This is a genomic window from Thioalkalivibrio sp. ALgr3, assembly GCF_000377325.1.
Classification (GTDB): Bacteria; Pseudomonadota; Gammaproteobacteria; order Ectothiorhodospirales; family Ectothiorhodospiraceae; genus Thioalkalivibrio.
Genome location: NZ_KB897986.1, coordinates 50,779 through 65,299, shown reverse-complemented (window position 1 = coordinate 65,299; position 14,521 = coordinate 50,779). Strand labels below are relative to the sequence as shown.

The window sequence follows — 14,521 nt, the reverse complement described above, 5'->3', positions numbered from 1 at the left end:
GGCCTGCTGGAAGATGCGGGCGTTGCGCCGCAGGGCGAGGCGCCAGAGCGCGGGGCGGACGACGAAGCGATAGGCGGTGCGGCGGGCGCCGGTGCGCCCGCGCTCGAAGTCGGTGACGATGCCGTGGACGCGGCGGGTGACCTGGCCGTCCTGGTGGATGGTCAGCGCCAGGCCCTGGTCGATCCAGTCGTCGGGGTCGAGATCGGGGCTGGGGTGGACCAGATCCAGGCTCAGGGTGAAGGGCCGGGACAGCGCCTCGTCGAGGGTGAAGCGGGTAACGGCGGGCAGGGTCTCGGGGTCCACCCCCGCACGCGCGAGGGTGAAGAACAGTCCGTTGCGAGAAGGCATTAACCACTCCGTGGTTCAGTCCAGGGTCAGGGCGTAGTTTTCGGAAAACCCTCCCGTATGTGGACACGGGAATCAAGGGAATAACTTCACAAAATCCTATCCCTCGCCTTTCCATCCCATTCACCTTCGAACGTTGTCCCCGCGATCCTCCAGCCACAGGATCAGGCCCGCGTGGTGCAGGGGATTGCTCTCGATGCCCTGCCCCGGCTCCAGCGGATAGTCGGCCAGCGCGGACTCCAGATCCGCATCCGCGGCGGCGTGTTCGGCCGTCAGCTGCAGCACGGCGGTGGTACCCGACGGGCGGTGCACGGCCGGATGGAAACGCTCGGCGATCATGCCCGGCAGCGGCGGGTCCTCGGTGGTGCGGAAACCATCCTCGCCGGAGAAACGCGTCCAGGCGGTACGCAGCAGGGCGCGCACCCGCTCGCCGTCTCCGCTGTCAGTGGCGGCGTCCCAGTCGTGCAGGCCGCGGGCCACGTACGCGTAATCCGGCAGCGTGGCCGGGCCGGCCTCCTCCGCGGGCAGGCCCAGCAGCGCCGGCAGGTCCTCCGGCTCGTCGGCGCGTGCCGCCAGCCAGTCGCGCACGTCCCGGCCCATGGCCGCGTACTCCTCGCCCAGATCCTGACGCACCGCCTCGGCCAGCGCCGACAGCAGCAGACCATGGGCGCCGGTCAGCACCTTCTCGTCACGCGGCAGGCCGCGTTCCTGACGCGCCTCGATCAACGCCTCGCGCCCCCGGTCGACGTACTCGCGCACCCGGTCCTCGTCGAGGCCGAAGCGCTCGCCCAGGGCTGCGGTGTCCATCCGGTCGGCCGGCAGATGCCCCGCGCTGAACGCAGGTGCGCCGTCCATGCCGAAGCGCGCCCGCACCAGCTCCGGCTCGGGGTGGCCTTCCAGCGCGGCCTCCAGCGCCGAGCCCGGCCACAGATAGGCACCGCCCTCGCGGCCCTGGTCGTCCAGCGCCGACAGGCTGGAGGCAAAGCCCCGGAAATCGCTCTCCGGTGCGCCTGCCGCGCCGGGGTCGGAATCGCGCAGGGCCATCTCGCGGCCGACGAAATCGAGGGTCTCCAGGCCGATCCGCGTCCAGTCCTCGCGCCCGAAGAGCTCGCCGGCACGCAGGTAGACACGCGCCAGCTGCGCCTGGTCCTCGAGCATGATTTCGAAGTGAGGCGTCCCCCAGTCCGGGGTTTCCGAATAACGGAAGAAGCCGCCGCCGAGCACGTCGCGCAGCCCGGATCCGGCCATCTCTTCCAGAGTGATGCTCAGGAATTCCCCGACCCAGTCCGGAGCGCGGGTGTCTTCCTGTGCGGTCAGCAGTGCATCCAGATAAGGAGAATGCGGGAACTTGGTCTCCTGCCCGAAGCCCCCGCCCAGATCATCCGCTTCGCGTTCCATGCGGCTCCAGAGGACGTCCGGAAGACGTGCCGCACGCTCCGCCGACAGGGGCTGCTCCCCGTCGCGCAGACGCTGTTCCAGCTCGCGCGAGCCGGCGGCGGCCAGTTCGGCCAGGCGCTCCTCATCCGCCGTCAGCCGCTCCACCACGCCGTCGAGGAAGTTGGCAAAGCCATCCCGCGGGGCATAGACCACCCCGGTCAGCGCATGGCCCTCGGGCATCACCACCACGTTCAGCGGCCAGCCGGCGCTGCCCCCGGTCGCGCGCTGGAACTCCAGCAGGTAGGTGTCCAGCGCGGTATGCACCTCGCGGTCCAGCTTGACCGGGATGAAATGCTCATTGAGCCGCTCGGCGATGCCCTCGTCGAGAAAGCTTTCCTCGTGCATCACGTGACAGTAATGGCAGGAGAAATAACCGCTGGAGATCAGCAGCGGCCGGCCGCTTTCGCGCGCCTCGTCCAGCAGGCCCCGATCCCAGGCCCGCCACTGCACCGGGTCCTCCGCGTGCAGACGCAGATACGGGGAAATGCTGTCGGCCATCTCCGGATTCGCCGGCTCGGCCGCCAGCGGATGGGCTCCGGCCAGGACCAGCGCCAGACCTGCCGCCAGAACCGCAAGCGTGCGGCGCATTTCGGACACGGGATTCATGAAACTCATGGCCTACCTCAATCCGGACGTGTAATGTCTGTAAGACCGCTCAAGTTGATCAAGCATTCCCTCGCGGAATTCCCGAGCCGGCATCCACCTTTTTCGTACATGGTCTGTACAGATCCTGTATAGTTCGGAGCATGGCCATCGCAACCGACAACGACTCGAACGAGCAGGCGGGGCTGTACCCGATCCGGCACGTCTGTGCGGAGACCGGCATCAATGATGTCACCCTCCGCGCGTGGGAGCGTCGGTACGGGCTCATCCGCCCGATGCGCACCCCCAAGGGGCACCGCCTCTACAGCGAGGAGGACATCCGGCGGGTCCGTCGGATCATGGAACTGCTGGACCAGGGCATCCCGGTCTCGCAGGTCCATCGCGTGCTGCAGCGCGACGAAGACGCCGCGGCACAGGAATCGGGCGCCCCCGAGGCGGACGACGCACCCGCCTCGCCGGCACCCGGCCGGCGGCCGGCGATCAGTGGCCCCGGGATTGCCCCGCATACCGCCGACCCCATCGCCGACGCGCTGTACCACGCGGTGGACCCGCTGGACGTGGAGCAGCTGGACCGCGCCTACGCGCGGCTGGTGATGCGTCACGGATGGGACGGGGTGCACGAACGCGCCTTCCTCGAGGTCTATCGTCAGTTGCGCGAGGAGTCCCGCCATTCGCCGGAGGGCGAGGTGCGCCTTGCGGTATTCTCCGCCTGGGCGACCGCCGCCCTGGCCGACCAGCTGCGCAATGCCCTGCGGGCCTGCGAAGGGCCTGCGGCGCCCTGCCTGGTGCTCGGCGGCGGTCATCAGCAGGTCGGCGGCATGCTGCTCCAGGTCAGCTGTGCCCGGCGCGGTCTCGCAACCCTGTCGTTGTTCGACGCGACCAGTGCGGCTGCGCTGGAGTCGCTGGTCGGCACCCTGGGTGCGCGCGGGATTGTCCTGCACGGCTCGTCGCGCCTGCTGCGCAGCCCGGACCTCAATCAGGTGGAGGGAATCCTGGCGGCACCCGGAGCGCCGGTCTACCTGGCCGGCTCCGCCGCCCTCGAGCTGTCCAATCTCGACCGCCAGCGTCCGGTGGAAGTCCTGCCCGGCGCCCCCCTGGAAGCCGCCGACCGGCTCTGGCAGTACCTGGGCCGCGGCTGATCCCCTGGATGGGCCCGAGGCGATGGCGACGCCCCTGCGCACGCTGCTGATCGTCCTCGGCGACCAGCTGGCCCCCGAACACCCCGTCCTCGCCACCCTCGACCCGGCACAGGATGCCCTGTGGATGGCCGAAGTCACCGGCGAATCCACTCACGTCCCCTCGCACCGGGCCCGCACCGCGCTGTTCCTCGCAGCGATGCGCCACTTCGCCGAACGCCGCCGCGCGGCCGGGCTGACCGTGCACTACCGTACGCTCGACTCCGCGCAGGGCCCGGAACAGGAACACCTCGGTGGGGCGCTGCAACACGACCTCGCACGTCTGCGACCGCAGCGCCTGTGCGTACTGCAGCCCGGCGAACGGCGCGTGCAGCGGGACCTGGAAGACGCCGCCGCACGTCACGGGGTGCGGCTGGAGATCCAAGAGGACCCGCATTTCATCGACACCCCCGAGGCCTTCGGCCGCTGGGCCGGGTCGCGCCGCGAGCTGCGCCTGGAGCACTACTATCGCAAGCTGCGCCGCGAGCACGACGTGCTGATGGACGGCGAGGCGCCCGCCGGCGGCGCGTGGAACTTCGATGCCAGCAACCGGGGCAGCTTCGGCCGTCAGGGCCCCGGCCTGATCCCGGAGCCGCTGGGCTTCGCGCCCGATGCCATCACCCGGGAGGCCATCGACGACGTGCGCACCCACCTGCCGGACCTGCCGGGCGAGCTGGAGGCCTTCGACTGGCCGGTCACCCCGGAGCAGGCGCAGGCGGCGCTGGAGGATTTCATCCGGAACCGGCTGCCCGCCTTCGGCACCTGGCAGGACGCGATGTGGACCGATGCGCCGTGGCTCTACCACGCGCGGATCTCCGCCGCGCTCAACCTGCACCTGCTGGATCCGCGCGCGGCCATCCGCGAGGCCGAGGCCGCATGGCACGACGGGCACGCGCCCATCGAGGCGGTGGAGGGCTTCATCCGCCAGATCCTCGGCTGGCGCGAATACGTGCGCGGGCTGTATTTCCACTTCGGCGACGACTGGCACACCTGGAACGCCCTGGACGCGCGCGAGCCGCTGCCCCGGCTGTACTGGGACGCCGACACCGACATGACCTGCCTGGCGCAGGCCGTGGGCCAGACCCTGCGGCTGGGCTACGCCCATCACATCCAGCGCCTGATGGTCACCGGGCTGTTCGCCCAGCTGCTGGGCGTGGAGCCGCGCGAGATCCACGCCTGGTATCTCGGCATCTACGTGGACGCAGTGGAATGGGTGGAGCTGCCCAACGTGCTCGGCATTTCGCAGTACGCCGATGGCGGGCGCATGGCCTCCAAGCCCTACGTGGCCACCGGGCGCTACATCCAGCGCATGAGCAACTACTGCCGCCACTGCCGCTTCGACCCGGGCGAGGCCATCGGCGAGCGCGCCTGCCCGTTCACCACCCTGTACTGGGATTTCCTCGACCGCCACCGCGAGCGCTTCGCCCGCCACCCGCGCACCGCGCTGCAGTGGAAGCACGTCGAACGCATGGACCCCGAACGCCTGCAGCAGATCCGCGACCGCGCGGGCGAGCTGCGCCGGCGCCTGCGCGAAGGAGACCGCCTGTGAGTACCCCGTCCCCCGCCCTCGTCTGGCTGCGCCGCGACCTGCGTCTGGCCGACCAGCCCGCGCTGCACGCCGCCCTCAGCCACGGCGGCCCGGTGATCCCGGTGTACATCCACGCCCCGGACGAAGAAGCGCCCTGGGCCCCCGGCGCGGCGTCACGCTGGTGGCTGCATCACAGCCTGCAGGCGCTGGGGGGCGAGCTCGAGGCCCTGGGGGGCACGCTGACGCTGCGCCGGGGCTCCAGCCTCGAACAGCTCCGCGCGCTGGTGCGCGAGACCGGCGCCGGCGCGGTCTACTGGAACCGCCTGTACGAACCGGCGATCACCGCGCGCGACGCCACCATCAAGGCCGCGCTGCGCGAAGACGGCCTGGAGGTGCACAGCTTCGCCGCCGCCCTGCTGCACGAACCCTGGGAACTGGCCACCGGTCAGGGCACGCCCTACCGGGTCTTCACCCCGTACTGGCGCGCCGCCTGCAAGCGCGGGCTGGAACGCGACCCGCTGCCGGCCCCGAGCTGCATCCCCGCGCCGCCGTCACCCCCGGCCTCGGAACCGCTGGAGGCCCTGGAGCTGCTGCCGCGCATCCGCTGGGACAGCGGGCTGGCCGCGGCCTGGAACCCCGGCGAGCGCGCCGCTCTGGAGCGTCTGCAGGGCTTCATCAAAGACGGCGTGGGGGCCTACGCCGAACGCCGCGAGCGCCCCGACACCGATGGCACCTCGCGGCTGTCACCGCATCTGCATTTCGGCGAGATCAGCCCGACCCAGATCCTGCGCGCCCTGCGCCAGGCCGGGCTCGAGCCGACCGACGGCCCGGCCGAGCCCTTCGTGCGCGAACTCGGCTGGCGCGACTTCGCCCACCACGTGCTGTACCACTTCCCGCACACCCCGGAGCAGCCCCTGAACCCGCGCTTCGAGGCCTTCCCGTGGCGGGAGTCGGCGGAAGACCAGGAACGCTGGCAGCAGGGTCGTACCGGCATCCCCGTGATCGACGCCGCCATGCGCCAGCTGTGGGAGACCGGCTGGATGCACAACCGCATGCGCATGGCGGTCGGCTCCTTCCTCACCAAGAACCTGCGCCTGCACTGGCATGCCGGGGCGCGCTGGTTCTGGGACACCCTGGTCGACGCCGACCTCGCCGCCAACACCCTCGGCTGGCAATGGGCCGCCGGCTGCGGCGCCGATGCCGCGCCCTACTTCCGCGTCTTCAACCCGCAGCGGCAGGGCGAACGCTTCGACCCCGACGCCGCCTACATCCGGCGCTTCGTCCCCGAACTCGCCCGCGCCCCCGCCCGCGACATCCACCAGCTGCGCCCCGGCCTCGCCGCCGACTACCCCGCCCCCATGGTCGACCTGAAACAGAGCCGCCAGGCCGCCCTCGATGCCTTCGCCACCATCAAGAACCCGCCGAGGTCCGACCATGGTTGAGGCACCGTCGTCGTCATCGCAGACCGGGCGAAACGTACGGTGCTACACTGTAATGTTAGAGAGTTTTGCTGGATTGAGAATGGAAATGAAGCCGATCAAGAGACCGCGCCTTAGCTTGCAGCCCCTCGGGCCACACGACCCGGTTGAGCGCGTGCGGCGATCCCGCGCCAACATCCGCCTTGAGGGACTGCACGCCGACCCGCGGACCGAAGCCCTGGTCGCAGCCATGGCTCGCGGGGAGATCAATGCCGACAAGGCCGTTGGCGAGATCCGTTCCTGGTATGCCGGTCGAACCTGAAACCTGGCCCGGCACCAACGTCTACATCAACCACCTCGGTCTGAAAGACCGCCGGGAACTTGCCGAAGCCGAAGCATCCCTCACCTGGGTCCGCATCGAAGAGTACCGGGATCGACCCCACCGCCCCGCCACATTCGACCTCGAACACCTGTGTCACATCCACCACCAGATTTTTCAGGACCTTTATGACTGGGCGGGGCATATCCGCTCGTTCGACATCCGCAAGGGTTACTGCGAATTCACCCCCGCCGGGTCCATCGAACGCTACGCTCATCAGATCCACACGGAACTGGCCGAACAGGATTTTCTTCGGGGACTGGACCGCGAGCCATTCACTCGGAATCTCGCTCGCTATTACGACCTGATCAATCGCCTGCACCCCTTCCCGGAAGGCAACGGACGAACGCAGAGGCTCTTTATCGAAGATCTGGCGGCATTTTCCGGCGTCTCCGTAAACTGGGATCTCGTCCCGCAGTGGCAAATCGTCGAAACCGCCGTCCAGGCCTTCGATGGCGACCGCGAACCAACAATCTGGATGTTCAGCGAAATACTGGAATGGGCAGTTGACTGACGCCGCCCGCGGCTCTTGCCGGCCCTGACAGAGCCGCCAGGCCGCTCTCGATGCCTTCGCCACCATCAAGCAGAGCGGGTAGAATGGGCCGCGATCCCATCAACCCAACAGCGAGAATCCGGCGATGAGCACCTTTTCGGAAGGCAACCTGCAGTACCCGCGCAACGTCTCCTACAACTTCAGGCGTTACGAAGATACCACCCCGGTTCGCGTGGAGGCCGAGGGCAAGCGCTACGTGGGCCAGCTGCTCAACCACGAGCCGCCCTACCGCGTGCGCGTGACCGAAGAGATCGTGACCCCCGGCAGCGCCCGTTTCATCCCGGTGCGCGAGATCCAGCTGCAGAGCCTCGACGGCGTGGAATACCTGCACCAGGGCCACCACGCGCACTGAGCGACAAACCGCGAGCCGGCTCCGGCCGGCTCAACGCTTCACACGCCGGCGATGTGGTCGGGCGTGCGTACCGGAGCCGACGCGATCAGGGCGATCACGAACAGCGCCAGACAGAACAGGATGGCGTTGGCCAGCCCCAGCCAGGTCTGCAGCAGGCCCAGCCCCAGCAGGCCGAAGATCGCCGCTGCCTTGGCCGCCAGGCCCCAGAATCCGAACCAGCGCCCGGCCTCGCGCGGCGGGGACATGACCGCCACCAGCGCGCGGCCGGCCGACTGTGCCGCCCCCAGGCTCAGACCGGCGACCGCTCCCACCACCAGGAACACCTCCTGCGCCTCCACCGGGCGGCCCAGCAGCGCGGCCAGCGCGTCCGCCACCGTCGGCGTGGCGTAGATCGCCAGCACCGCCAGGCACCACATGATCAGCGTCAGGCGGTAGATCCGTACCGGCCCCGCGCGATCCTGCAGCCAGCCGAACCCGATCGCCCCGACGATCGCCGTGATCTGGGTAATGACGAACATCGTCACCCGCGTGGACTCATCCCACTCGATCACCTGCGAGCCATAGATGAAGGTGAAGGCGATGATGATGTAGATCCCCGCCATCAGGAAGAAGATCGACACGAACAGGCTGCGCAGCGCGCGATCCTCGCTCAGGCGCTGCAGCGCCAGCAGCACGCGCCGCCAGCCCAGCCCCAGCTGCACCCGGCGCGCGAGCTGGCGACGCGTGCCACGCTCCTTGAGGAACAGAAAGGTCGGCAGTGCCGAGACCAGGAAGAATGCTGCCGCGAACGGCCCTACCCAGCGAATGCGGTCGTAGTTCTCCTCGGTCACCTCGCCCAGCAGCCCCAGCGCAAACGCCGTGGCCACCAGCCCGCCCAGATACCCCAGCCCCCAGCCCAGCCCCGAGATCCAGCCCAGCCGCTCCGGCGGGCCCAGGTCCGGCAGGAAACTGGCGATGAACGACTCGCCGATGGCGTAACCGAAGTTGGACGCGATGATCAGCGCCATGCCGAACCAGATCAGCCCCGGCTCGACGAAATACAGCAGTCCTGTGGTCACCACCGTCAGCAGCCATGAGCCCAGCAGGAACCGCTTGCGCGTGGCCGTGGCATCCATGATCGACCCCGCCAGCGGCGCCAGCACCACCACCATCCCGTAACTCACCGCCAGCGCCACGCTCCACAGCAGGTTGCCCAGGCGGTAATCCGGCCCGTCCCCCACGATCACGCGGGTGAACAGATCGCCGAAGATCACGGTGATGATCAGCAGGGTGTAGGCCTGATTGGCGAAATCGAACATCGCCCAGCCGAAGATCTCCCGGCGGGGCGCCGGCGCCTTGGGCGGATAGCGCCGGATCAGCGACATGTGGAGGCCGCCCCGATCATTGCGGTTGCGCGAACCACACCGGAACACGGTCCGGGGACATCCACGGGTGCCCTGCCGCACCGGGCACGGCTGATGGTGATACCGCAGGAGGTTCGAAGGGACAACGACCGGCGCATGACAAGCGACTCAGGCAGGCGGGACAGGGGCGATGCTAACAAAACCCCGTGCCCGTTCGCCGATCCGCCTCGGCCCGTCAGGAACCGGCCAGCCGGCGCTGCAGGCGGGCGCACCGGGCATGCGCATCCGGTGCGTCCGGCAGGCGACGCGCCCATTCCAGGGCGGTCGCGGGGTCACGGCGCTGATGCTCGTGGTATTTGGCCAGGGCCTCGATGGCTTCCGGGTGTCCCTGTTCGGCCAGAGGCTGCCACAGGGCGACCGCGCGTTCCCGGACACCCGCGCGACGCCATTCCCGGGCGAGCCACAACCGCCCGGCGGGGTTCAGCCGTTGTTCGCATTGCTGCAGCAGCCGGCGGGCTTCCACCGGCCCCCGAAGCCGGTGCAACAAACGCGCGGCGCCCTCGGGCGAAGCCAGCTGCGCCGGCGGGTCGGCCAGCACACCGGCGAGCGCGGGACCCAGAACGGCCAGACTGAAGATATCGTCGGCATTGTGCCGCACCACACGCTGCAGCAAATCCGCCCGACCGAAGCGCAGGTACGCCTGCCACGCCCACGGCGCGTCAGAACCGGGGAGGTCATCGGGGCGCTGCAGGCCCAGAAGCCGTTCTTCCGCGGTGCGCAGGCGGCAGTCGGGCCAGGCATGGCCATACAGCGCGCGTACCGGATGGAGAAAGTCGGTGTGGGCGCTGTCCGCCGGATCGTTTCGACGCTGCATGCGCCGGCGGTCGCGCAACAGCGGCAGGTCGAAGGTCTTGCCGTTGTAGCTGACCAGGCGCTCGCAGCCGGCCAGCGCGGCGTCCACCGACTCCAGCATGGTGGCCTCGCCGGCGAACGCGGTCATCAGCCACTGGCGCAGGCGCAGGCCCTCGCCGCTCGGGGTCGCCAGGCCCACCAGAAACGCAACGGTCCCGGCACCGCCGGCCAGCCCCGTGGTCTCGGTGTCGATGAAGCCCACCCGTTCGCCGGCCTCCCAGAACGGCCACACCGCCCCCAGGGCCTCCCCCAGAGCCAGCCGGCCATGTTCGTGCCCCGGTGGCAGCTCGCGATCCAGCAGGATCACGTGTTCGCCAATGCGACTGCCGCCGAGACGTTCGGCGAGTTCGTCGACGGATACGGCCGGGCCATTGGGGCTCATGGCGGGCGCCGTCGCGCTGTTTGCCTTCCCGACTGCCTTTCCCTCTGCGGGGGATACGGCGGAGTGCCTGGCGTCCTGCGGGCTGGGCGGTTTCGGCGCGGCCCCCATACGCCGGATCCGTTCGCGCAGCTCGGCCAGCGCGCGGGCACGCTGCGGGCTTTCACCCTGCCCGGTGACCGGCGCCCGGCCTTCGCGCACGGACCCGTCGTTGCCCGACGTACCCCCCGGATCTGCGGAGGCGTCCGTCATCGAACCGGATTTTTCCCCGGATTCGGCCCCGGGGGCCGTACCGGAGGGCCCGGCCCCGTCCCGGACCACCTCGTCCGCGGTGCGCCGTTCCAGGGTCACGCCGGCCTGCCGTCGCAGGGTGTTCAGCCGGTCGGACAGGCTCATGCCGCCACCTCCACGTCCAGGGCCTCCAGCACGGTGAGCGCCGCCTGTTTGGGCGAGAACCCGCGCACCTCGTCGCTGGCGAGGATCGGGCCGATGCAGGCGGGACAGCCATGGGCACAGCCGCAGTTGCGGATCAAGGCCAGGGCGTCGCGGACCACCCGCACCCGGGCATCGAACAGCGGCGACGACAGCCCGACGCCCCCGGGGTAGTTGTCGTACAGGAACACCGCCGGGCGGAAGCGCGCCTCCTGCTCGGGGTCGCGCTCGCCACCGTCCAGGGTGCGCAGCTGGCCGCGGCCGCCGGCCCCCACGGTGGCAAACCAGCGGGCGTCGCCATCGCCCACCGCGCGGCCGAGGTCCTGAGGTTCGGCCATCACCACCAGCGCGGCGACGTGATGCATGGCGTAGGCCGCGCCGAGAAAGCCGTCCAGCGCCTCGTGACGCGAGGCGAAGCGCTCGTCCAGCGCCTCGGGCGCCATCTGCCACCACACCGAGGTGGTGTGCATCTCCTGGTCCGGCAGATGGATATTGCCGTAGCCGATGTTCTCGTGGGTGTAGTAGCGGATCTTCTTGTAGCCCGGGATGCGGCGGACGATGTGCACCTCGCCGCGCGCGGCCTCGCCGTGCCCGGCCGCGCTGCGTTCGAAGTCGTCGAGGATCTTCAGCCGGGTGTAGTCGATGGCGTCGGTGTAGTAGTCGGCGCGGGTGCGGGTGACGAAGGCCTTGCGCCCGTCCCAGTCGAGGCGCTCGACCTGGTAGGGCACCGCCTGCACCAGGTAGATCGCGCCCTCGTACAGGGTCTCGGCGGCACTGGAGAAATCCACCTCCGCGATGATCTTCTGCTGCCCGTCGCTGGTATCCACCACCACGAAGTTGCCCTCGGCCACCGAGCGCAGGCTGACGCTCTGCGCCGGGTAGCTGTCCTCGGTCCAGTGCCAGGTATCGGACTCGCGGTGCAGCACGCCCTCCTCTTCCAGGTAGTCGAGCAGGGCCTCCAGGTCCTCGCCGCCGAAGGTCTCGCCGCGCCGAAACGGCAGCTCGAACGCCGCGCAGCGCACGTGGTCCAGCAGGATCAGCAGCTGGTCCGGGGCGATGCGCGCCTGCTCCGGCGACTGCCCGAGGAAGAACTCCGGGTTGCGGATGATGTACTGATCCAGCGGCTCGGAGCTGGCCACCAGCACGCCCAGCGAGGGCCGGTTGCGCCGTCCGGCGCGACCGAGGCGCTGCCAGGTGCTGGCGATGGTGCCGGGGTAGCCCGTCAGCAGGCACACATCCAGGCTGCCGATATCCACGCCCAGCTCCAGCGCCGAGGTGGCGATCACGCAGTCCACGTTGCCGCCGCGCAGGGCCTTCTCGGTCTCGCGGCGCTCGTTCGGCAGATAGCCGCCACGATACGCGGCCACCCGCGCCGCCTTGCGCGGGTCGTTGTCGAACACGTCCTTCATGTAGCGGGTGATGATCTCCACCATCAGCCGCGTGCGCGCGAAGATGATGGTGGACAGCTTGGCCCGCATGGCCGTGCGCGCGATCCGCGTGACCTGCGAGCGCGCCGAGGCGCGGATGCCGAGATCGGCGTTCACTACCGGCGGATTCCACAGCAGCAGGTGGCGTTCGCCGGCCGGCGCGCCGCTCTCGGTGATCGCCTCCACCGGTGCGCCCACCAGCCCTTCCGCCAGCTCCTGCGGGTTAGCGATGGTCGCGGAACTCAGGATGAACACCGGATCCGCGCCGTAGAAGCGGCAGACCCGGCGCAGCCGGCGCATCACGTTCGCCACGTGCGAGCCGAACACCCCGCGGTAGCTGTGGGTCTCGTCGATGACCACATATTCCAGGCTCTCGAAGAACTGCGCCCACTTGGTGTGGTGCGGCAGCACGCCCTGATGCAGCATGTCCGGGTTGGTCACCACGATGTCGCCGCGCGTGCGCACCGCCTTGCGCGCATCGCCCGGGGTATCGCCGTCGAAGGTATAGGCGCGCACGCCCAGATCACCGGCCTCGTTGAGCTCCATCAGCTCGGCCACCTGGTCCTGTGACAGGGCCTTGGTGGGGAACAGGTACAGCGCGCGCGCCTTGCGCTCGCGCACCGCCTGCAGCACCGGCAGGTTGTAGCACAGGGTCTTGCCCGAAGCAGTGGGGGTCACCACCACCGTGTGATGCCCGGCCCGCACCCGGTCCCAGGCCGCCCGCTGATGGCTGTACAGCTGGTGCAGACCGCGCGCCCGCAGGGCCGCGGCGAGAGCCGGATCAATGTCCTCCGGAATCGGCTCGTAACGTGCCGGACGCGCGGGCATCACCAGTTCGCCGGTGATCCGCTTACCATGGCGCGCCTTCAGCCGCTCCGCCAGCCGGCGCGCGCCTCCCCCGGTGTCGCTGTCTGCATTCATGGGACGCATGCTACTGCATCCGCCCCTCCGTGGTGGACGCCCCTGCCCCGGCTCCGGGAGCCGGCTGGTGGAGCCTATCGATCCGGCCCGGGTCCTGACCCGGATCCTGCCCCGGGTCCGGACTCGCCCCGACCCTGCCCGGAGGTCTGATCCGAACCCGTATCGGTCGAGGGCGCGGAACCGGAAGCGGGATCCCCGTCGACACCCGACCCGGCGGTGGCCATGCCCTCCGCATCATCGGAACGGTCCGACCCGCCGCCCGTCCAGGCCGCGGCCTTCTGCCGCATCTCGCCGAACTTGCCGGTCAGTTTTTCCAGCCGCCCCTCCCATTCCGGGTCGGGGTCCTGGCCCTCGGTCACGCGGTTGAACACCTGCATCAAAGCGACCATGCCCACCGGCTCGATCACGGCCTGCTTCACGCCCCAGGCCAGCACCAGCGCGATGACGACCGTCAGCGGACCGGCCAGCGCCGGGATCAGCGCCACCAGGCCGGCGACGGGGGCAAGGATGACGAGAAACACGAGGAAGGTCATGCCCCAGATGAAGAAGGCAAGGAAGAACGCGTTCTTCAGGAACGCCTTGTAGTTCTGCGCGTACAGGATCAGCGCGGTGCGGCTGGCCGCCCACGGGTTTTCGGCCCGGGTGCGGATGTTGTAGGCGAGGATCACCTCGTCCAGATAGGTGAGCGACAGGTTGATGACCGTGTTGATGAAGCTCGCCAGACCCTTCGTACCGGGCAGCGGGATCAGCGCCGCAATGCTGAAAAAGGCCCGGTTGAAGACCTTGAGCACCCCCTTGATCAGCTGATCCACCGCGAACAGCACCGAGGCCTGGGCAAAGCGCTCGCGCACCACCTCGCGCGCGTGCTCGATCTGGCCGCGGCCCTGCGGCAGCTCCTGCCCATCCATGCGCTCCACCAGCACGGCGATATGCCCGGCCTTGACGATGTACAGCAGGTATTCGCGGAAGAAGTACACCACCGCGCCCACCAGGCCGAAGCCGATGAAGCCGCCCCACAGACCGAATACCCCGGGGTTGTCGCCGATATATCCGATCCCGTAGCCGAGGCCCGCACCGACCCCCGTGCCGATCACGTACGCCAGCGTGATCCCCACGTAGATGACGAAACGGAACACCAGAAACGGTGCGGTACTGCGCAGCAGACCCAGGGTCTCCCGCATGCTGAAGTCCTTCATGGCGTTGCCCCCCGAAAAGGTCCCGTTGTGATGCACCAGCATCACCCACAGGGGACACTCCTGTCCCCCTCCGGATACAGGGGGCGGGCCCACTTCTCCCCTGCCTCCGGCGGTGCGACCA

12 protein-coding genes are annotated in these 14,521 nt (G+C 69.4%); 6 read left to right on the top strand and 6 right to left on the bottom strand.

Annotated elements, in window-relative coordinates:
• Together C998_RS14095 and C998_RS0110755 are read right to left on the bottom strand one after the other, a co-directional pair.
• A partial coding sequence (locus C998_RS14095; protein ID WP_038081992.1) for a contractile injection system protein, VgrG/Pvc8 family occupies positions 1-348 on the bottom strand: 348 nt, incomplete at its 3' end.
• 120 nt (positions 349-468) lie between these two features.
• Positions 469-2,397: a thioredoxin domain-containing protein gene (locus tag C998_RS0110755; RefSeq protein ID WP_018870872.1), complete on the bottom strand. Its 1,929-nt coding sequence runs from the start codon at positions 2,395-2,397 to the stop codon at positions 469-471.
• 131 nt (positions 2,398-2,528) lie between these two features.
• Between C998_RS0110755 and C998_RS0110750 the strand changes: the two genes are divergently transcribed.
• From C998_RS0110750 to C998_RS0110725, 6 genes are all read left to right on the top strand, one after another.
• On the top strand, positions 2,529-3,524 hold the full coding sequence (locus tag C998_RS0110750; RefSeq protein WP_018870871.1) for a MerR family transcriptional regulator: 996 nt from the start codon (positions 2,529-2,531) through the stop codon (positions 3,522-3,524).
• A 22-nt stretch (positions 3,525-3,546) separates the two neighbouring features.
• On the top strand, positions 3,547-5,109 hold the full coding sequence (locus tag C998_RS0110745; RefSeq protein ID WP_018870870.1) for a cryptochrome/photolyase family protein: 1,563 nt from the start codon (positions 3,547-3,549) through the stop codon (positions 5,107-5,109).
• Positions 5,106-6,530, top strand: coding sequence for a deoxyribodipyrimidine photo-lyase (locus C998_RS0110740; protein WP_018870869.1), 1,425 nt, complete (start codon positions 5,106-5,108; stop codon positions 6,528-6,530). The genes C998_RS0110745 and C998_RS0110740 overlap by 4 nt, the downstream gene beginning before the upstream one ends.
• A gap of 151 nt (positions 6,531-6,681) precedes the next feature.
• Positions 6,682-6,828, top strand: coding sequence for a hypothetical protein (locus C998_RS0110735; protein ID WP_231364979.1), 147 nt, complete (start codon positions 6,682-6,684; stop codon positions 6,826-6,828).
• Positions 6,812-7,399, top strand: coding sequence for a Fic family protein (locus C998_RS0110730; RefSeq protein ID WP_018870867.1), 588 nt, complete (start codon positions 6,812-6,814; stop codon positions 7,397-7,399). The genes C998_RS0110735 and C998_RS0110730 overlap by 17 nt, the downstream gene beginning before the upstream one ends.
• A gap of 124 nt (positions 7,400-7,523) precedes the next feature.
• Entirely contained in the window at positions 7,524-7,790 is a 267-nt protein-coding gene (locus C998_RS0110725) for a hypothetical protein (RefSeq protein ID WP_018870866.1), read from the top strand.
• A 38-nt stretch (positions 7,791-7,828) separates the two neighbouring features.
• Here the strand turns inward: C998_RS0110725 and C998_RS0110720 are convergent, their stop codons facing one another.
• The 4 genes from C998_RS0110720 to C998_RS0110705 all read right to left on the bottom strand — a co-directional run bounded on the left by C998_RS0110720 (position 7,829) and on the right by C998_RS0110705 (position 14,400).
• Positions 7,829-9,154 carry an MFS transporter gene (locus C998_RS0110720; protein WP_018870865.1) on the bottom strand — a complete coding sequence of 442 codons (1,326 nt, stop codon included), beginning with the start codon at positions 9,152-9,154 and terminating at the stop codon, positions 7,829-7,831.
• 214 nt (positions 9,155-9,368) lie between these two features.
• Positions 9,369-10,820, bottom strand: a complete 1,452-nt coding sequence (locus tag C998_RS0110715; protein WP_018870864.1) for a ribonuclease H-like domain-containing protein — start codon at positions 10,818-10,820, stop codon at positions 9,369-9,371.
• Complete coding sequence (locus C998_RS0110710; RefSeq protein WP_026279578.1) at positions 10,817-13,213, bottom strand: DEAD/DEAH box helicase; 2,397 nt, start codon at positions 13,211-13,213, stop codon at positions 10,817-10,819. Before C998_RS0110710 ends, C998_RS0110715 begins: the two co-directional genes overlap by 4 nt.
• A gap of 65 nt (positions 13,214-13,278) precedes the next feature.
• Positions 13,279-14,400, bottom strand: coding sequence for a hypothetical protein (locus tag C998_RS0110705; RefSeq protein ID WP_026279577.1), 1,122 nt, complete (start codon positions 14,398-14,400; stop codon positions 13,279-13,281).
• Positions 14,401-14,521 lie beyond the last annotated feature (121 nt).